General features: G+C 40.6%; 15 protein-coding genes. 13 read left to right on the top strand and 2 right to left on the bottom strand.

The annotated features are described in order from the left end of the window. Positions 1 to 91 precede the first annotated feature (91 nt). The 5 genes from H8700_RS04535 (at position 92) to H8700_RS04555 (ending at position 4,881) form a co-directional block, all read left to right on the top strand. Positions 92 to 979 carry a DegV family protein gene (locus tag H8700_RS04535; protein WP_249303788.1) on the top strand — a complete coding sequence of 296 codons (888 nt, stop codon included), beginning with the start codon at positions 92 to 94 and terminating at the stop codon, positions 977 to 979. 139 nt (positions 980 to 1,118) lie between these two features. Further along, positions 1,119 to 1,598: a hypothetical protein gene (locus H8700_RS04540; protein WP_249303795.1), complete on the top strand. Its 480-nt coding sequence runs from the start codon at positions 1,119 to 1,121 to the stop codon at positions 1,596 to 1,598. Between the two features lie 128 nt (positions 1,599 to 1,726). Further along, complete coding sequence (locus H8700_RS04545; protein ID WP_249303806.1) at positions 1,727 to 2,722, top strand: helix-turn-helix transcriptional regulator; 996 nt, start codon at positions 1,727 to 1,729, stop codon at positions 2,720 to 2,722. Positions 2,723 to 2,807: 85 nt separating this feature from the next. Beyond that, the gene (locus H8700_RS04550) at positions 2,808 to 3,494 is read left to right on the top strand and encodes a class II aldolase/adducin family protein (protein WP_022141064.1); all 687 of its coding nucleotides are present in this window, start codon (positions 2,808 to 2,810) and stop codon (positions 3,492 to 3,494) included. Between the two features lie 310 nt (positions 3,495 to 3,804). Further along, positions 3,805 to 4,881: a glycoside hydrolase family 5 protein gene (locus tag H8700_RS04555; RefSeq protein WP_249303808.1), complete on the top strand. Its 1,077-nt coding sequence runs from the start codon at positions 3,805 to 3,807 to the stop codon at positions 4,879 to 4,881. Positions 4,882 to 5,016: 135 nt separating this feature from the next. Here the strand turns inward: H8700_RS04555 and H8700_RS04560 are convergent, their stop codons facing one another. Together H8700_RS04560 and H8700_RS04565 are read right to left on the bottom strand one after the other, a co-directional pair. Beyond that, positions 5,017 to 6,414 carry an alanine/glycine:cation symporter family protein gene (locus tag H8700_RS04560; protein ID WP_249303810.1) on the bottom strand — a complete coding sequence of 466 codons (1,398 nt, stop codon included), beginning with the start codon at positions 6,412 to 6,414 and terminating at the stop codon, positions 5,017 to 5,019. Positions 6,415 to 6,652: 238 nt separating this feature from the next. Further along, positions 6,653 to 7,336 (bottom strand): Crp/Fnr family transcriptional regulator, encoded by a 684-nt coding sequence (locus H8700_RS04565; RefSeq protein ID WP_249303812.1) that lies wholly within the window; start codon positions 7,334 to 7,336, stop codon positions 6,653 to 6,655. Positions 7,337 to 7,573: 237 nt separating this feature from the next. Here H8700_RS04565 and hcp point away from each other — a divergent pair, with 237 nt between their 5' ends. The 8 genes from hcp (at position 7,574) to H8700_RS04605 (ending at position 19,833) form a co-directional block, all read left to right on the top strand. Then, positions 7,574 to 9,151, top strand: a complete 1,578-nt coding sequence (gene hcp / locus H8700_RS04570) for a hydroxylamine reductase (RefSeq protein ID WP_249303814.1) — start codon at positions 7,574 to 7,576, stop codon at positions 9,149 to 9,151. A 336-nt stretch (positions 9,152 to 9,487) separates the two neighbouring features. Then, positions 9,488 to 11,383, top strand: a complete 1,896-nt coding sequence (gene uvrC, locus H8700_RS04575; protein WP_249303816.1) for an excinuclease ABC subunit UvrC — start codon at positions 9,488 to 9,490, stop codon at positions 11,381 to 11,383. A gap of 366 nt (positions 11,384 to 11,749) precedes the next feature. After that, positions 11,750 to 12,715, top strand: coding sequence for an HPr(Ser) kinase/phosphatase (hprK, locus tag H8700_RS04580; RefSeq protein ID WP_022141059.1), 966 nt, complete (start codon positions 11,750 to 11,752; stop codon positions 12,713 to 12,715). A gap of 9 nt (positions 12,716 to 12,724) precedes the next feature. Next, positions 12,725 to 13,867, top strand: a complete 1,143-nt coding sequence (locus H8700_RS04585) for an HD-GYP domain-containing protein (RefSeq protein ID WP_249303818.1) — start codon at positions 12,725 to 12,727, stop codon at positions 13,865 to 13,867. 123 nt (positions 13,868 to 13,990) lie between these two features. Then, the gene (gene pth / locus H8700_RS04590; protein WP_249303906.1) at positions 13,991 to 14,554 is read left to right on the top strand and encodes an aminoacyl-tRNA hydrolase; all 564 of its coding nucleotides are present in this window, start codon (positions 13,991 to 13,993) and stop codon (positions 14,552 to 14,554) included. 11 nt (positions 14,555 to 14,565) lie between these two features. Continuing rightward, positions 14,566 to 18,162: a transcription-repair coupling factor gene (gene mfd / locus H8700_RS04595; protein ID WP_249303820.1), complete on the top strand. Its 3,597-nt coding sequence runs from the start codon at positions 14,566 to 14,568 to the stop codon at positions 18,160 to 18,162. Next, on the top strand, positions 18,146 to 19,156 hold the full coding sequence (locus tag H8700_RS04600; protein ID WP_249303827.1) for a peptidyl-prolyl cis-trans isomerase: 1,011 nt from the start codon (positions 18,146 to 18,148) through the stop codon (positions 19,154 to 19,156). The genes mfd and H8700_RS04600 overlap by 17 nt, the downstream gene beginning before the upstream one ends. Positions 19,157 to 19,380: 224 nt before the next feature. Next, positions 19,381 to 19,833 (top strand): chemotaxis protein CheX, encoded by a 453-nt coding sequence (locus H8700_RS04605; protein ID WP_249303829.1) that lies wholly within the window; start codon positions 19,381 to 19,383, stop codon positions 19,831 to 19,833. The last annotated feature ends 6 nt before the right edge of the window (positions 19,834 to 19,839 follow it).

The raw sequence follows: 19,839 nt of genomic DNA on the forward strand, positions 1-19,839 counted from the left end.
ATAGTTTAATTAGGATAAGAAGGTTAGCCTGTAATAGGCATATCAGAGTATGAATAGCAAAAAAATGGAGTAAGCAGAAAGGAAGAATGTTATGGCTGATTATATTTTAAGCTGTTGTTCTACAGCAGATCTGACAAAGGAACAATTCGAAGAGATGGATGTAAAATATATTTGTTTTCATTATGAAATGGATGGAAAACAATATGCAGACGATCTCGGTCAGACGATGCCGTTTGACCTGTTTTATCAGAAAATGGCACAGGGGGCAGATACAAAAACATCACAGGTCAACGCAGAAGAGTATGAGGAATATTTTGAAGGTTTCTTAAAAGCTGGAAAAGATGTGTTGCATTTGTGCCTGTCTTCCGGCATTTCCGGTACGGTTAATTCTGCAAATATTGCAAAAGAAAAATTGTCAGAGAAATATCCTGACCGCAAGATCTTCATTGTAGACTCGCTCGGAGCTTCTTCCGGTTATGGACTGCTTATGGATACACTTGCTGCAATGCGTAAGGATGGTAAGACGATAGAAGAACTATATAACTGGGCAGAAGAATATAAGCTCAATGTGCATCATTGGTTCTTTTCTACAGATCTTTCATTTTATATCAAGGGTGGCAGAATATCAAAGACCGCAGGTGCGATCGGATCGCTTCTAAACATCTGTCCGCTGTTAAATATGGATTATTTGGGAAGATTGATCCCAAGATTTAAGATCCGTACCAAGAAAAAAGTTATTCGTGCGATCGTTGACAGGATGGAAGAAAATGCACAGGATGGACTGGATTATTCCGGAAAATGTTATATTTCACAATCTGCCTGCATTGAAGATGCCAAAGAAGTTGCAAGATTAGTCGAAGAAAGATTCCCAAAGCTTAATGGCAAGGTAAAGATCAATTATATCGGTACAACGATCGGAAGTCATACCGGCCCGGGAACGGTTGCGTTGTTTTTCTGGGGAAAGAAACGGGAAGATTAGAGAGCGTTTGGGAGATAGAAAATTTCAGAACATAAGTTTTACTTGCGAGGTGTTTTTATTGGACTCCTTATTTTTTATAATACAATTAAATAAAAAAACAAGAGAGAAATTGCTTATATGAGGATTGGGGGTCGTTAACATGAAGAATAATTCAGGAATGCCGGTATTTTTAGGATTGATAGGAATTATTGTAATGATAGCTGTGTTCAGTGCGATCGGAGACGCAGATAGAGAAAACTCAAAATGCCTTTACACAGGTTGCGATAATGAACGTGCGGAAGATAGCATTTATTGCTATCGGCATAAATCGTCAGGTAAAACGTATTCTGATCATCATTCATCTTTCCAAAGCAGTCCGTCTCCATCTGCTCAGCCAACAGAATCTCCTTCTTATGGAAGTGCAAGAAATAACGGCAGTTCATATAGCAAGTCATATTCCGGAAAAGGAAAAAACAGCATTAATTCCGATATGTATGATTATGATAATCCGGACGATTATGCAGATGATTATGCTGAAGATTATGCTGAAGATGAATTTGGAAATGATAAAAGTGAATCTGCTTATGATTATGGATATGATGAAGCCTATGACGACTGGGAAGACGAAATGGATGATTAGTCTGACAAAGTAATCATCGTTGAGGTGTTTTCATTTCTCAAAACGAAGAGAAAAAGATGCATCTTTTGAAAAGTGAAGAACTTGTAGAAGATAAAGTCGGATAAGAGAAATGAAAAATGGAGGAGATTATGGCAAAAAGTACGAATCAGAAATTAAAATTACTATATTTAATGCAGATCATGCTGGAAAATACCGATGATGAGCATGGTTTGAGCATGGCAGAGATCATTGACAAATTAGCAGCGTATGACATTAGTGCGGAGCGAAAAAGTATTTATTCGGATTTTGAATTACTGCGGTTTTATGGGATCGACATTCAGCGGGAACAAAGAGACCGTACTGTGTACTACTATGTTGGCGCACGAGAGCTGGAACTTGCAGAACTTAAGCTGCTTGTAGATGCAGTACAGTCATCAAAGTTCATTACAGAGAAAAAATCCCGCCAATTAATCAAAAAATTAGAGCGATTTGTCAGCAAATATGATGCACAGAAACTGAACCGACAGGTCTATGTGCATGGCAGGATCAAGACGATGAATGAAAGTATCTATTATAATGTTGACATTATACATAGTGCAATTGATAAAAATGTGATGATAGAGTTTCAATATTATCAATGGAATGTGGATAAAGAAATGGAATTGCGTCATGATGGGGCATTTTATCAGATTTCACCGTGGGGGCTTGTCTGGGATCATGAAAATTATTACATGGTTGGTTATGATAGTGTCGCCGGTATTTTGAAACATTTTCGTGTTGACAAGATGATCAGGATCGGACTGCTTACAGAACCAAGAAAAGGACGTGCGCAGTTTCAAAAGATGGATATTACAGCTTATACCAAGAAAAGATTCAGCATGTTTGATGGAGAAGTGCAATCTGTCACGATGATCTGTGAGAATCAATTTGCCGGAGTGATATTAGATCGCTTTGGAAGAGATGTGCAGATGCGAAAAGAAGATGACAGCCATTTCAGAGTAACTGCAGATGTTGCCGTCAGCAATAATTTCTTTGGCTGGCTGATCGGATTGGGAGCAGGAATTAAGCTGATCGAACCGGAAGATATTGTAAAGAAAATGCAGGACAGAGTATGTGAACTGTACCGGGAATATGTAGAAGAGTGAAAATCATTGTGTATTCTAATCAAACATGGTAGAATGAAAAGAGCAGTTAAGCACTGACAAATATGGAGAAAAGGACAGGATTATTATGTTATTAGAAGAATTAAGACAAAAAGTCGTTGAGTATGGAAACAAGCTGATATCATCAGGACTTACGATTGGTACAGCAGGTAATATCAGTATGTATGATCCGGAGAGCGGATATATGGTGATCAGTCCATCCGGTGTGCCTTATGCACAGACGAAAGCAGAGGATGTTGTTGTGATGGATCTTCAGGGAAATGTGGTTGACAGCAAATGTAAGCCATCAAGCGAAAGCGGACTTCATGCAGCATTTTATTTAGAGAAACCGGATGCACGTGCAGTTGTTCATGCACATTCTATGTATTGTACAACACTTGCCTGTGCAGGAGTGGATCTGAAAGCAACACATTATGCGATCGCAGATGCAGGTGTTGCAACGGTTCCAACCGTTCCGTATGAGACATATGGTACACCGGAACTGGCACAAAAAGTTCGTGATTGTCTCCGCAAGTCTGACAGCAAGGCACTTTTGATGGCAAATCATGGTATGGTAGCATATGGTGATTCTTTAGAGAAAGCATTTGCAGTTGCCCTGACATGCGAATGGTGTGCACAGGTTGAATGGCGTGCGATGGCGATCGGTACTCCGAATGTTTTATCGGATGAGCAGATGGCAGAAGTCATTGAACATTATAAGACATACGGACAGGCAAAAGACAGTGACAAACAGTCACAGGGTTATTTTGGTTAATTGCTGCGAGTTGCCTTGTTTATTATTCACTTGAATCATAGAATACATTAGAATATAAGGTGTCAGAAATTTTAGAAGATAAGCTGTATCATTTGGAAACAAAGGTTTTGCAAAAGATTTTGTTCTGTTGTAAAACCTTTTCCGAAGCGAAATCGGATATTTGAAAAAGTTTTTGACACCTTATATTTTTTATAAGATGTACCCACGGTATCTTCTCAAAATGAATTTTTCGGCAGTATATCAAAAATCCATCTTGAAACTTTTCGTTCAGAAGATTCCGAGAGTATATTAAGTATATTGGGGGATCAACATGAAAAGAACGTATAAGGAAAAACGGAAAAATAAGCATATCATAGCTGTAATCGGTCTTATTTTTGCAATGTGTATTGGAAGCGGAATGTTTGGCATGTCCGGCACGGCAGCAACAGCCAGCCAGATGAATGCAAAGACGCCTCTTGCCCGGCATGGCAGGCTTTCTGTCAAAGGGGTGGATCTAGTCGATCAGTCGCAAAAGAAATTTCAACTGCGTGGAGTCAGTACGCATGGCATCAACTGGGATGTTGGCTCGCCTTATGTGAACGAAGCGGCTTTTCGTACACTTCGTGATGACTGGGGAGTTAATGCAATCCGTCTTGCTATGTACACCTCTGAATACAACGGCTACTGTTCCGGCGGAGACAAAAAAGCCCTTCGGACAAAAGTGGAAGAGGGAGTACAATATGCGACAAAGCTTGGTATGTATGTGATCATTGACTGGCATATCCTGAGTGATGGCAACCCGAAACAGCATATCAAAGAAGCAAAGCGTTTCTTTGCAACAATGGCAGCCAAGTACAAAAAGCAGAAAAATGTTCTTTATGAGATATGCAATGAACCAAACGAATGCAGTTGGAAAACGATCCGGTCTTATGCGCAGTCGGTGACTAAAGTGATTCGGAAAAAGGATGCAAAAGCGATCGTGATCGTAGGAACGCCTACATGGTCACAGTTAGGATCGGATGGCACGCATGTGGAGGTCGCAGACAGTCCACTCAAAAATGTAAAAAATGTGATGTATTCTTTGCATTTTTATGCAAATGAATGGAGTCATAATAAATATCTGCCTGCTAAGTTAGATCTTGCGAGAAAAAAGGGGATTCCCGTGATTGTCACGGAATTTGGTATGACAGCAGCAAGTGGAAATGGTGCAATCAGTACAAGTTCCACCAGCCGCTGGCTTACAAGACTGGATAAAAGAAATGTCAGCTATTTTTGCTGGAGTCTGTCGAATAAAAATGAATCCAGCGCATTGCTTCGGCCGGGCTGCAAAAAGACCGGTGCATGGACCAAGAAAGACTTGTCGAAAGCCGGACAATATATCCGTAAAAAATACCGTCAGAGAAGATAGGAAACTGCTTGTACAGTAGTGGCACATAGAAAACTGCTCGTACAGTAGTGGCACACCAACAAGAATTGCTATTGCAATTCTTGCAAAGTTTAATGTTCCATTAAACTTTTGACAAAGTGCAGGCTTTGCACTTTTTTAGTTCCTTTTTTCTTTCTTTTCTTTTTCGTACAGTTTTAATTCATTTAAAGCTTTACCACCAAGTGGATACAGGATTATTACATTAAAGATGGTCATTAATCCGATTCCGACATCTCCCAGATCCCAGACAAACGTATAGGCGGCAAGTCCACCGATAAAGAGCATGATCAAGGCAAGAACCTTATAGGCAGTCTGCCAGATCCATTTGTCACCAAATAAATAAGAGACATTGCTTCTGGCGTAGAAAAGAATGCCAAGGAACGTCGACAGACTAAACAGAAATAAGGTTGCGGCAATAAAAATAACACCGAAATCTCCAAGATGGTATTTCATTGCAGCCTGTAAAAGATCCATGCCCTGTAATCCTTTGACGAGTTTTTCGGGGGCAAGAAGCATGATCATGGCAGTACAACTGCAAATAACGATCGTATCGATAAAAACACCGAGAGCCTGTACCAGTCCGGCTTTGACCGGCTGGTCACATTCTGCTGCGGCTGCGGCACAGGGAGCAGAACCCGAACCGGCTTCATTAGAAAAAAGTCCTCTCTTAATACCATTCATCAAAACTGCACCAAAACCGCCGGCAGCTACCTGACGCAGGCCAAAAGCCTCACGGATAATCCGCGAAAAGATACTTGGGAGCAGATGAATATGCAAAACGATGATCAGAATCGTGATCGTAAAATAACAAACTGCCATAACAGGAACCATCATATCTAATACTTTTACCGTTGCATTTTTGCGAAGGACAATGATGGCTGACAGGATCACCAATACAACAATAGTGTAGATTGGCGGAATCGAAAATGCATTTTTGAAAGAAGATACAACCGAATTGCTGATAACCTGGCTGATACCGCACCAGCAGATCAGACCGGAAATCGCAAACAGTACAGAAAGCAGATTTCTTTTCTTATGCCGTTTCTGTTTTTCTTCTATAAAAGCATGGATATAATATGCCGGACCGCCCCGGTATCCGCCATATAAAGGATCTTTTTGTTTATATAATTGTGCTAACGTTGCTTCTATAAATGCAGTCGAAGAACCGATCAAAGCCGTGATCCACATCCAGAATACCGCACCTGCGCCACCTGCAGAAATTGCGGCAACCACACCGACAAGATTTCCCATGCCGACACGGGTAGCCGTTGAGACTAATAGCGTTTGCAAAGAAGACAGACTGCTTTTGTCCGCTTTCTTTTCCAGCAAAGATTTGATCATATCAGGAAATAAACGGATCGGTAGAAATTTTGTACGGATCGTAAAATAAATGCCGGTTGGGATCAATAATAGGATTAAAAGAGAAATGCCGAGTGCTCCACCACCAGGTAATGGCAATGTGAACAGATCTCCCCAAAGAAATGAATACACTTTTTCAATAATTGTAATAACCATAAATAAAAAATACCTTTCTGTTTTTTGTGCAGCATATTCTCTTATTATATAATTGATTTTGCATTCTGTACAGAAGAATTTGTAATCATTGCTGTAAATTGTATTAAAAATGATTACTATTTCAAAAAGCAATAGAATAACTGATTACTGTTTCAAAAAGCAGCAGAATATTTAAAAATCTATTGCATGAAAAGAACCAGATTGTTTTACATGATACTGTAATAAAAGATCAAAACATTTAAAAATCCATTTCGTCAAAAGAATCCGTATGCAGCAAAAAATGATTTCTATGACAGATAATGATCTGTTCTTTTTGCATCTTGCTGAGTTCATTAGACAATGCGCTGCGGTCCAGATTCAGATAATCCGCAAGCTGCTGGCGGTTAAATGGAATGTCAAAAGAAAGACTTCCCTGTCTGGAAGCTTCGTATGACAGATAGGAAAGCAGTCTTGCACGTATGGTTTTGGCAGCAGTATGAAAACTTCTGCGGGAAAGATGCAAATTTTTTTGTGCGAGGATCGCTAAAAGGTTACGGATCAATTTGTTGTGATGCGGGCAGGAACGTTCGCAGGTTGTCAGTAAATGAAGCATATTCAGGCAGAGAATACGACTGTCTTCTATCGCGACGATATTGACCATAAGCGGTTCACCGGGTACACAGGCATACGTTTCGGCAAAAATGTTTCCGGGGGTGATCATGCTGAGAATCGTTTTGTTACCCCAGAGATCATCATGCTCAATCGAAAGTTTTCCTTGCAAAAGGACTCCGAGAGAGGAGATCGGATCGCCCATCCGATAAACAAATTCCCCTTTTTTAATAAATTTTTCTTCTGACCGAAGGCAGGGTAAAATGGCTTCGATTTCTTCTTCTTTCAGCCCTTTCCAGAGAGGGGTTGTCATTAAAAAATCAATGTTTTTCATAAAAATCTCCTGTTTGTTGTTATAACAACATTCTTGTTGTAAGAATTATGACATAATGCAGCTATCAAATCAATCACATTTTCATGCGAAAGACAGATCAGACAACAGATCAGGCAAATTCTACCTGACGTTACAAAAGCGGATGAAACACTGCTTTTGTAAAAAGTGAAAGAATAAATGCTTTTTAGGGCATGATACTATTTGTCAAAGCATGAATCCAAAGAAAGGATAGAAAAAATGGAAAAAAAGATGTTTTGTTTTCAATGTGAACAGACAGCAGGATGTACAGGTTGTACCGGCAGTGCTGGAGTTTGTGGTAAAGATGCCAAAGTAGCAGCGTTACAGGATCAGTTGACGGGAGCCATGATCGCCTTAGCAAATACTTGCAAAGGATGTCCAAACGAACCGGAGACAGACCGCCTGATCATTGAGGGACTTTTTACAACGATCACAAATGTGAATTTTAATCAGAATACCATATTTGAAATGATCCAAAAGGTCCACAATAGGACACAGGAGCTTGCAAGTCAGTGTGGCTGTATGTCAGCTACGGATTATGATATGAAGCAGATATGGGATGCCGATGAAGATATTCGTTCCCTGAAATCCTTAATTTTATTTGGAATCCGTGGTATGGCTGCGTATGCTTATCATGCAGAAATGCTTGGATACCGGGATGAAAAAGTCAATGCATTTTTCTATAAAGCATTACAAACGATTAGTCAGGAGTTTGGCATGGAACAGCTTTTGCCGGTTGTTCTCGAAGTAGGAGAAGTCAACTTGCAATGTATGGCATTGCTCGATCAGGCAAATACCACCAGCTATGGAACACCTGAACCGACCAAAGTAAGTTTACAGATTGAAAAAGGACCGTTTATTGTGGTAAGTGGTCATGACCTCAAGGATTTAGAACTGCTTTTAGAGCAGACAAAAGGAAAAGGGATCAATGTGTATACACATGGTGAAATGCTGCCGGCACATGGTTATCCAAAACTGAAAAAATATGCTCATTTGAAAGGGAACTTTGGAACAGCATGGCAGAACCAGCAGAAAGAATTTGCAAATGTACCGGGTGCATTTCTGTTCACAACAAACTGTCTGATGCCAGTCAAACCAAGTTATGCGGATCGTGTCTTTACTACAGAAGTAGTATCATATCCTGAGATCGTACACATTGATGATAAGAAAGATTTCACACCGGTCATTGAAAAAGCATTAGAACTTGGCGGATATCAGGAAGATCAGGAACGAAGCGGTATCAATGGCGGTAAATACGTGATGACAGGATTTGGTCATGGCACAGTGCTTAGCGTTGCTGATAAAGTCATCGAGGGCGTAAAAGCCGGAGATATCAGTCATTTCTTCTTAGTCGGTGGCTGCGATGGTGCAAGAGCCGGAAGAAATTATTATACAGACTTTGTCAAAGAGACACCAAAAGATTCGATCATTCTGACTCTGGCATGTGGAAAATATCGTTTTAATGATCTGGATCTTGGCGAGATCAATGGTCTGCCACGCATTATGGATATGGGACAGTGTAACGATGCATACAGTGCCATTCAGGTTGCAATCGCACTTTCGAAGGCATTTGAATGTGATGTCAATGAACTGCCACTTTCGATGATCCTTTCCTGGTATGAACAGAAAGCAGTTTGTATTTTGCTGACACTGATTCATCTCGGAATCAAAAATATTTATCTGGGACCGACACTTCCGGCATTCCTGTCACAAAATGTGTTGCAATATCTAGTAGAGCATTATGCAATCTCGCCTACCAGCACACCACAGCAGGATCTGAAAAAGATTTTAGGATAGAGCAAAGAGAAAAAAAGATAGGCTAAAAGTATATAGGCTGAACATGACAGACCGGAAAACAAAAGTATTGACAGCCGGGAGATCGGATTACAGGGCTTCCTGAAAATAGATTACGGCAAAAAGAAAGTAATCGGATAAAAAGTATTTAAAATAACCAAAATAAGGAACAGACTTTTCAATGTTTTCTGTAGCAGGCAGAATGATATTGGCGGTCTGTTCTTTTTTTGAGAAAGGATATTGAGCAGTTCAAATTTACAAAGACGAACAAAAAATGTATACTATATAGGATAAAAAGCAATAGAAAATCGCAACGATTACAATGTCTGGGAGAACAAGATGTTTAATATAGAAGAAGAGTTAAAAAAGCTGCCGGCAAAGCCCGGTGTTTATCTGATGCATGATAAAAAAGATGCGATCATCTATGTCGGGAAAGCGATCAGCCTCAAGAACCGCGTGCGACAGTATTTTCAAAGCAGCCGTCGTGTTACACCAAAGATTCAGCAGATGATCTCGCATATCGATCATTTTGAATATATCATCACCGATTCGGAAGTGGAAGCTTTGGTATTGGAAAATAACCTGATCAAAGAACATCTGCCAAAGTATAACACAATGTTAAAGGATGATAAAACCTATCCGTTTATACGGGCAACGGTATATGAAGATTATCCGCGCCTGATCTATTGCCGCCAGCAAAAAAAAGACAAATCACGTTATTTCGGACCGTTTACCAGTCAGGGGACGGCCAAGAATGCGATAGAAATGGCGCAAAAGATCTATCATGTGCGTACCTGTAACCGGGCATTGCCAAAAGATGAAGGAAAGCAGAGACCTTGCCTGAATTATCATATCAAACAATGTGATGCCCCTTGTCAGGGCTATATTTCCAAAGAAGAATACCGCAAAAATTTTGACAAGGCACTCAAACTGTTAGAAGGAGATTATCGCGAAGTGATCGAAGTCTTACAGGAGAAGATGCAAAAAGCTTCCGAAAATCTGGAGTTTGAGGATGCAGCGAATTATCGTGATTTGATCGAAAGCGTGAAAAAAGTAGAGATTCGCCAGAAGATTACAGACTTCGGCGGTGTAGACCGGGATATCATTGCCGTTGCATCTACGAATGAAGAAGCAGTCGTACAGGTTTTCTTTGTCCGGGAAGGAAAAATGATCGGCAGGGATCATTTTTATCTGAAGGGAATCGGTGGGGACGGCAATGATGAGATCTTGCAGGCATTTGTCAAGCAGTTTTATGCCGGAACACCTTTTATTCCGCGTGAAGTCATGGTAGAATATGAGATACAGGATAGTCATCTGATCGAAGAATGGCTGACACAGCGAAGAGGAAGTAAAGTCAGCGTGATCGTTCCACAAAAAGGTCAAAAAGAGCGTTTGATGGAGCTTGCACATAAGAATGCGGCAATGGTTCTGACACAAGACAGCGAAAAGATCCGTCGGGAAGAAGAGAGAACCTCCGGTGCAATGGCACAGATATGCGGCTGGATGGGCATAGAAGAAGTCTTACGTATTGAATCGTATGATATTTCTAATATCAATGGTTTTCAGTCAGTCGGTTCGATGGTAGTCTTTGAAAACGGCAAACCAAAGAAAAGCGATTACCGGAAGTTTCGAATTAAGACCGTACAGGGCCCGGATGATTATGCAAGTATGGAAGAAGTGCTGAGTAGACGTTTTCAGCATGGTTTGGAAGAAAGGAAGAATCTCAAAGAGAAAGACTGGAACACCGATCTTGGAAGCTTTACACGTTTCCCGGATCTGATCATGATGGATGGTGGAAAAGGCCAGGTGCACATTGCACAGCAAGTATTAGACAAACTTGGGTTAGCAATTCCTGTTTGTGGTATGGTAAAGGATGACAAGCATCGTACCAGAGGATTGTTCTTTCAGGAAAGAGAGATCCCGATCGAGACTGACAGCGAAGGATTTCATCTGATGACCAGAATTCAGGATGAAGTACATCGTTTTGCAATCGAATACCATAGGTCGTTACGAAGCAAAACACAAGTCAGATCAATCTTAGATGATATTCCGGGAATCGGCGAAAAGAGAAGAAAAGCCCTGATGCGCTATTTTAAGGAATTAGAAAAAATCCGCGATGCATCGGTAGAAGAGCTGGCACAGGTGGATACCATGAATGAACGGGCTGCAAAGCAGGTGTATGAGTTCTTTCATAATAACAGACAGAGTAGTGCTTTTATTGAGGAAGAAAAATAAAAACACGCAGATCAAAAGCCGATGAAGGACAGCAAAAGCAGGGCATGCCAAAAGCAGATACAAGAACAGCAAAAATAAAGCATGCCAAAAGCAAGATCAAAGAAAAAAGAATAAATTTACAAAAAAAAGAAATAATGCGTTACCGGAATCTTCTGAATAGAAAATTCCGAGAGTACATAATAATGTACTTTCGGTATCTTCTCCAAACGAACCCTTTCGGCTGGATTTTCGATATACTGCTTCCATTTTCTCGTCGTACACACCGTGTACGCACTGCAAAAATGTCATTGTATAACAAAAATCCATCTCGAAATATTTCGTTTAGAAAATTCCGAGAGTACATAATAAAAGAATGGAGGAAAGATTATGCAAGGTAGTGGATATAATGTAACATTAAAGGAATTAGCAGACAAATTAGAGTTAGAGAATTGTACACCGGATCTCGATATCGATCATGTCAAGATCACACAGACAGAAGTCAATCGTCCGGCATTACAGTTAGCAGGTTATTTTGATTATTTTGATTCCAGCCGTATCCAGATCATCGGTCATGTAGAACATACTTATATGCAAAAGATCGGTATTGAACGAAGTGTTGAGGTAATGGAACGCATTATGTGTGGCAGTGAAGAATCACCAAAGCCTCCATGTATCATTTATTGCCGTGAGATCTGGATCGAAGATGAGATCGTCGAACTGGCGAACAAATACAATGTACCGCTTTTGAGAAGCCGTAAAGCAACTTCTCCGTTTATGGCAGAACTGATCCGCTGGCTGAATACAGAACTTGCACCAAGATGTTCGGTACATGGTGTATTGGTTGATATCTATGGTGAAGGTGTTCTGATCATGGGTGAAAGCGGTATCGGTAAATCAGAAGTCGCATTAGAGCTGATCCATCGCGGTCATCGTCTGGTATCGGATGATGTTGTTGAGATCAAGAGAGTCAGCGACAGTTCTTTGATCGGAAGTGCACCGGATATCACAAGACATTTTATTGAATTACGAGGTATCGGTATTATTGATGCCAAGACATTGTTTGGTGTAGAAAGTGTAAAGGATGAGCAGGAGATCAATCTGGTCATTAAACTGGAAGAATATGACAAAGAGCAGGAATATGACAGATTAGGACTGGAAGAGCAGTATATTGAATTCTTAGGCAATCAGGTCGTATGTCATTCGATTCCGGTTCGTCCGGGACGAAATATCGCAGTTATCTGTGAATCGGCAGCAGTCAATCACAGACAGAAAAACATGGGATATAATGCAGCATTGGAACTTTATAACCGTGTTACGAGCAATTTGCAGGAGAAAAGGTCTGAAAAGGAGTAAGGGAAGCATATGTTATTTATAAAATCGGATGAATTGAAAACAGGGATGCGCCTGGCAAAGCCCATTTATAATAAAAATGGTGTTATGCTGTATGAACGTAATTCGAAACTGACCAGACAGGGGATTGTCAGCATTCAGAACTTTGGATTGATCGGTGTCTATATTCTTGAGCCTGCAGAGCCGGTTCCGCCAATGAGTGAAGATGATATTGAGTTTGAGCGTTTTCAGGCAATGGCGATCTTTACAATACGTGATATCCTTGATGATGTGGCAGCACAGAAAGAACCAAAGGGGATGTATCCTTTTGCGAATCAGGTGATCAAGAAATACGGTTCTTTATATCACAAGATTAATTTTGTACAAAACTTACGCAGTACAGAAGATTATGTTTATAAACATGCATTGAACACAGCTATTTTATGTGCATTGATCTCGAAAAAGATGGAACTTGATTTTAAAGCACAGCTTGATGTGGTCGTTGGAGGTATTCTTCATGATATCGGTGAACTTATGATGCCGCTTGCACTGCGCAAGATCAAGAAAGAAGAGAGGTCAGAGGAGGATGAAAAGAAGATCAATACCTATTATTATGCAGGATATCAGTTGATCAACAAAGATTATGAGCTGGATGCAGGGGTAAAGAGAACAACAACACTTGCGATGCGTGATCTGTATCAGATTGGAGATGCAGATGTTATTCAAAATACCAAAAAGATCAATGAGGTAGAAATCTTAAAAGTAGCTTCCGTATTTGATACGATGACAGCGATGAAGTTTGAAGAAGAACCGATGTCAGAGATTACGGCACTTCGTTACCTTTTAGACGGAGCAAACGGATACGATCAGCTCGTTGTGCAGGCGTTGGTCGACAGCATTAATGTGTTGCAGCCGGGTGTCTGTGTTGATCTGAGCAATGGAGACAAAGGTCTGGTAATTACAGAAAATCCGACCGATATCTTACATCCGTTTGTATTATCATTCCGTGACAACCAGATCTTAAATCTTGCAGACAGTTCGGTTGCCAGTGGAGTACATATTGTAGATATCATGAAAACAATGGATAACCGTCATATTGTCGATCATGAAGCTTTAGCAAAGTATAAAGGTGAAACCGTACATTTAGGTGAAGCCCGTACTAATAAACATTATTAGTGACCTGGTATAAAAGCAGCACTACAAAGTATAAACACAAGAAACAGTAGTGCCGGACAGAAACGGCATGGTACATAACCGGAACACGGTATGACGAAACAGTTAGCAGAATGGAGAACGAAGATGTATATCATAGTGGGACTTGGAAACCCGGAAAGTAAATACAATGGAACAAGACACAATATTGGTTTTTCTGCGATCACAGCGTTAGCAGATGCAAACAACATTTCACTGGATATGAAGAAGCACAAAGCACTTTGCGGCAAAGGTGTGATTGCCGGTCAAAAGGTGCTTTTGGCAGAACCATTGACCTATATGAACCTGAGTGGGGAAAGTGTCAGAGAGTTGGTTGATTATTATAAGGTCGATCCGACCGATGAGTTGATCATTATTTATGATGATATCAATCTGGCTCCGGGAAAGCTTCGTATCAGAGAAAAAGGAAGTGCAGGCGGTCACAATGGGATCAAGAATATCATTGCACATCTGGGAAGTCAGGAATTTCCGAGGATCCGCATCGGTGTGGGAGAGAAGCCAAAAGGCTGGGATCTTGCCGATTATGTTCTGGGGCGTTTCGCCAAAGAAGAAGAACCGGTGATCCGGGAAGCATTAGAAAAAGTAGTACAGGCGTGTGAAGTCATGATCACGGAGGATACCCGTACCGCCATGAACCGGTTTAACGGATAAAGAGGGGAAAAATGAAAACGTTATTACAGCCTTTACAGGAGATAAATGCATATAGCAGTGCCAAAGAATGCATAGACAGAGAACGTCTGCCTATGCATATTTCAGGTTGCATGGATTCGCAAAAGGCACATTTTATTTACGGACTGTCAAAAGAAAAAGGATGGTCTGTTATTGTCGTGCAAAATGAGATCAAAGCCAGAGAAATGCTTGAAGACTATAAGATGTTTGATAAAAATGTATTGTATTTTCCGGCAAAGGATGTGATCTTTTACAGTGCCGATGTACATGGAAATGCAATCACGGTCGAACGTCTGAAAGCGATACAGGCACTTTTGGCACAGGAAAATGGAACGATCATCACAACAATGGATGCTGGAATGGAGCATCTTTTCGACCTATCGGTTTATCAGAGAGCCATGCAATTTGTGACGGAAGGCGATACGATGGATCTTGAAAATTTTATTGTCCGAATGATCGACATGGGATACAAAAGGCAAAGTCAGGTCGAAAATCCCGGTGATTTTTCTGTGCGTGGTGGGATTGCGGATATTTTCCCAATTACGGCAGACTGTCCTTATCGTGTAGAACTTTGGGGAGATGAGATTGACACGATCCGTTCGTTTGATGTCGAAAGCCAGCGTTCGATCGAAAGGATCGAGAGCCTTATGATCTTTCCGGCTTCTGAATTTATTGTGACAAAAGCACAGATCACAGAAGCATTTGCAGCAATGAAAAAGGATCAGAAAAAGAATATCGAGCATTTTCGACAAGAGAAAAACCATGAAGCCGTCAACCGATGCAATGAGATGATCAAAGCGTTAGAAGAAGAGTACCGGGAATATGGACAAAGAGATGGCTTAGAAAGCTTTGTTCCGTATTTTTCAATCGGACAGGGCAGTTTCTTTGATTACTTTGATCGTCAAAATACACTGTTCTTTGTTGATGATGTACAACTTTGCATGGAGAAAGCAGAAGCAATTGAAACGGAATTTCGTGAGAGTATGGAAGGCAGACTTGAAAAGGGATATATCCTGCCAAAGCAGATGGAACTGTTATATAGTGCAGAGTCGGCACTTGCTATGTTAGAACAAAAAAGAACAATTTATCTGACCATGTTAGACACACTGCCAAAGAAGATCAAAGTCAATGAAAGTTATGCATTGCATGTACAGACGATCGGTTCTTATAATAAACATTATGATCTTTTGATCGAAGATCTGAAAAAATGGAGTGAGACCGGTTATCGTGTTGTCGTTCTTTCGGCTTCCAGAACGCGTGCGGAGCGTATGAGCCGTGACCTGAATGCAGAGGGAGTGGCATCTTTTTACCGGGAAACACTGGATACGACCTTGTCGGCAGGACAGATCATGGTATCGTATGGATATCTGCGCAAAGGTTTTATTTATTCGACAGCAAAATTTGTTATCGTAACAGAAGGAGATGTCTTTGGCGCAAAGACCAGAACGAAGAGAAAACGCCAGAAAAAATATGACGGCAAAGTGATCCAGAGTTTCCATGATCTCAACATTGGTGATTATGTCGTACACGAGAATCATGGACTGGGCATTTACAAAGGAATTGAAAAAGTACAGGTTGACCGTGTGGCGAAAGATTTTATTAAGATCGAATATGGAGATGGCGGTAATTTGTATGTTCCGGTATCTGGTTTGAATGTGTTACAGAAGTTTGCAAGCCAGAGTGCGAAAAAGCCTAAACTAAACAAGTTAAATTCAAACGAATGGAAAAAGACAAAGTCGCGTGTGCGCACCGCAGTACAGGAGATCGCCAAAGACCTGGTGCTTTTGTATGCCAAGCGACAACAGATGCAGGGTTATGCGTTTAGTCAGGATACACCGATGCAAAATGAGTTTGAAGAACTTTTTCCATATGAAGAGACACAGGATCAGTTAAAAGCGATCGAAGATACCAAACGGGATATGGAAAGCACGAAGATCATGGATCGCCTGATCTGTGGTGATGTCGGTTATGGCAAGACAGAGATTGCGCTGCGAGCTGCGTTCAAAGCAGTCAATGACAGCAAGCAGGTCGCTTTTTTGGTTCCGACAACGATCCTTGCACAGCAGCATTACAACACCTTTATGGAACGACTCGGTGATTTCCCGATCACTGTGGAGATGCTGTCACGTTTCCGTACACCGGCACAGCAAAAGAAAGCATTGGAAAGACTCAAAAACGGAGAAGTCGACATTATCATCGGAACACATCGGCTTTTGTCAAAAGATGTTACATTTAAAAATCTCGGACTTTTGATCGTGGATGAGGAACAGCGTTTTGGTGTGACGCACAAAGAAAGAATCAAGCAGATGAAAGGAAATGTCGATGTTTTGACATTGAGTGCGACACCGATTCCGCGTACTTTGCATATGAGTCTGGTCGGTATTCGTGATATGAGTGTATTGGAAGAACCGCCGATCGATCGTCTGCCGATCCAGACATTTGTTATGGAGCATAATGAAGAGATCATTCGTGAAGCAATCAATCGTGAATTAGCCAGAGGCGGTCAGGTATATTATGTATATAACCGTGTCAGAAATATTGACGAAGTAACAGCAGAGATCATGAAAATGGTACCAGATGCTAATGTAGCGTTTGCACATGGTCAGATGAGTGAGAGAGAACTCGAAAATATTATGATGGCATTTATCAATGGTGAAATTGATGTGCTTGTCGCAACGACGATCATTGAAACCGGTCTGGATATTTCGAATGTTAATACGATCATTATAGATGACGCGGACCGGATGGGATTGTCACAGTTATACCAGCTTCGCGGACGCGTAGGACGATCGAACCGTACTTCATATGCATTTTTGATGTATAAAAGAGATAAAGCACTCAAAGAAGTCGCACAAAAGAGACTTGCAGCGATCCGTGAGTACACCGAGCTTGGTTCGGGTATTAAGATTGCCATGCGTGATCTGGAGATACGAGGAGCAGGCAATCTGCTTGGGGAAGCACAGTCCGGTCATATGGAAGCAGTTGGTTATGACCTGTATTGTAAAATGTTAAATGATGCAGTCCGTCGTCTGAAAGGTGATCCGACGATTGAAGAAGAATTTGAGACAGAGATCGATATTCAGGTAGAAGCTCTGATCCCGGCTAAATATATACCGAGCGAATATCAGAAGTTAGATATGTATAAAAAGATCGCAGAGATACAGAATGAAGAAGATTATCGTGATATGCAGGAAGAACTGATCGACCGTTTCGGTGATATTCCGAAAGTGACACAGAACCTGTTATATATTGCAAGGATCAAAGCAAAAGCACATCAGACAGGGATTGAGCAGATTATACAAAAGCCAAATGGAATCCGGTTCTTTTTGCATGAAAGCCGTGTTGTGGATGGGCAGAAAGCAGCAAAGATGTTAAAAAGCTACAAAGAAAAGCTGCGCTATATGCCATCCGAAAAGCCGTATTTTATTTATCTGATCGACCAGAATCAAAAGAAAATGCCACGGACTACCCGATATACATCGGGGGTGGCAAAAGTGCAAAAAGTAAAAGTTAACACAACGCAGGAACTTTTTGATATGATAGAGAAAGTTATAGAAGACATAGGAGGAATTTATGAGAAGAACGAATAGAATAGTCGCGTTGCTTTTAGCAGGCGTTATGGTGGCAGGAAGTATCACAGGATGTAGCGGCTCAATAAAAAAGAAGAGCGCAAAGTTAGAAAAAGGAGATATTACGGATAGCTCCATTGTGATCACAGTAGGAGATCAGGGGATCAAGTACAGCGAAGTGAAAAATTATTGTTATTTTTTAAAGAACCAGTATGAAGGCAGTTTTGGAGAGAAAATCTGGTCATATTCCGTTGGAAAAGATACAACGATCGGAGATGAGGCGAAGGAAGAAGTTATTAATATGGTTACACAGCTCAAAGTGATCAAAGCAGCAGCCGAAGAACAGAAAGTCAAGCTGACTAATGATGAAAAAGACGAAGCAGTCCAAAAAGCCGAAGAGATGATCCAGACCGCAACACAGCAGGATAAACAGGAATACTATCTCTCTGTACAGAGCTTATCGGACATTTATGAAGAAAATGCACTGGCAGATAAGATGTTTTATGTTGCAACAGATGATGTGGATAATAATATTTCCGATGAAGAAGCAAAGCAGATCAAGATCCAGTATCTTGAAGTGATCACAAATGGTACCAATGCATCAGGTAAAAAAGTGGAGTTGAATGAAAAGGAAAAAGTTACGGCGTTAAAGAGAGTACAACAGTTAAAAACACAGCTTACACAGGCAGACGATTTTCTGACTTTTGCGAAAGCTAATACCGATGCAGCAGATGCAGAGCTTACGATCGGAAGAGATACGACGAAGCTTTCGAAAGAAGCCATCGATGCAGCTTTTGCATTGGAAAAAGGACAGATGAGTGATGTGATCACAGGTTCCGATGGATATTATATTATCAAATGTATCGAAAATAATGATACCGATGATACGCAGGCAAAGAAAGAAGAGATTATTGCCTCACGACAAACAAAAATGTTTAAGAAAAAATATGCACAATGGCTTAAAAATTATGATATAAAAATAAGCCAAGCATTTTGGAAAGTTTTACAAATCTAAATTTTTTCTAATAAAGACAGTTGTTGGAGAAATTATTGGTATTATAAGTTTACAGCTATTAGGAGATTTGTTATACTATTATGGTATCTGCGTATAGACAAAAGAAAAGAAACATGTGGATATATATCATAGTGAAGCAGTAAAAATCGGCTGCAAAGTCTTTTATACTGCTTTTTGCGTTAGAATGCATGAATGTAAATGTACTGGGAAGGGAAGGTGATATCGTGAAGGCGGAACATATCAACCCATTCATAATATCAGTCTGTAAAGTGATGAAGGATATGTGTATGTTGGATCTTAAAATAGGTAAACCGTCCATGTCGAATGGATCATATCCTGCGGAGACATCGATCATTAAGCTTGGCATTGTAGGAAACCTCGAGGGCGAAGTTGTTTTGAATATTGATCATCCAACCGCATTACAGATTGTATCAAAAATGATGATGGGGCCGGTAGAAACGATTGATGCGTTAGGACAGAGTGCGATATCAGAACTTGGTAATATGGTAGCCGGCAATGCGGCAACTGTATTTGCAAACAGTAATATTATGATAGACATTACACCGCCAAGTTATTATGCGGGAGCAGATTACAAGGCAACTGTACCGGAGTGGTTTAGTATTCCGTTCAGCTCGGATGCAGGCAATCTCTCTATTGATATTTATATCAAAGAATAACAAAGT

The sequence above is a fragment of the Jutongia hominis genome (genome assembly GCF_014384965.1).
Taxonomy (GTDB): Bacteria; Bacillota; Clostridia; order Lachnospirales; family Lachnospiraceae; genus Butyribacter; species Butyribacter hominis.

Excerpts from the sequence above, each read along its gene's own strand:
- mfd (WP_249303820.1), top strand. The coding sequence starts at position 14,566 with ATGAAAACGTTATTACAGCCTTTACAGGAGATAAATGCATATAGCAGT.
- uvrC (WP_249303816.1), top strand. The coding sequence starts at position 9,488 with ATGTTTAATATAGAAGAAGAGTTAAAAAAGCTGCCGGCAAAGCCCGGT.
- H8700_RS04550 (WP_022141064.1), top strand. The coding sequence starts at position 2,808 with ATGTTATTAGAAGAATTAAGACAAAAAGTCGTTGAGTATGGAAACAAG.
- H8700_RS04545 (WP_249303806.1), top strand. The coding sequence starts at position 1,727 with ATGGCAAAAAGTACGAATCAGAAATTAAAATTACTATATTTAATGCAG.
- hcp (WP_249303814.1), top strand. The coding sequence starts at position 7,574 with ATGGAAAAAAAGATGTTTTGTTTTCAATGTGAACAGACAGCAGGATGT.
- H8700_RS04565 (WP_249303812.1), bottom strand. The coding sequence starts at position 7,336 with ATGAAAAACATTGATTTTTTAATGACAACCCCTCTCTGGAAAGGGCTG.
- H8700_RS04555 (WP_249303808.1), top strand. The coding sequence starts at position 3,805 with ATGAAAAGAACGTATAAGGAAAAACGGAAAAATAAGCATATCATAGCT.
- H8700_RS04540 (WP_249303795.1), top strand. The coding sequence starts at position 1,119 with ATGAAGAATAATTCAGGAATGCCGGTATTTTTAGGATTGATAGGAATT.
- H8700_RS04560 (WP_249303810.1), bottom strand. The coding sequence starts at position 6,414 with ATGGTTATTACAATTATTGAAAAAGTGTATTCATTTCTTTGGGGAGAT.
- H8700_RS04585 (WP_249303818.1), top strand. The coding sequence starts at position 12,725 with ATGTTATTTATAAAATCGGATGAATTGAAAACAGGGATGCGCCTGGCA.
- H8700_RS04600 (WP_249303827.1), top strand. The coding sequence starts at position 18,146 with ATGAGAAGAACGAATAGAATAGTCGCGTTGCTTTTAGCAGGCGTTATG.
- hprK (WP_022141059.1), top strand. The coding sequence starts at position 11,750 with ATGCAAGGTAGTGGATATAATGTAACATTAAAGGAATTAGCAGACAAA.
- pth (WP_249303906.1), top strand. The coding sequence starts at position 13,991 with ATGTATATCATAGTGGGACTTGGAAACCCGGAAAGTAAATACAATGGA.
- H8700_RS04535 (WP_249303788.1), top strand. The coding sequence starts at position 92 with ATGGCTGATTATATTTTAAGCTGTTGTTCTACAGCAGATCTGACAAAG.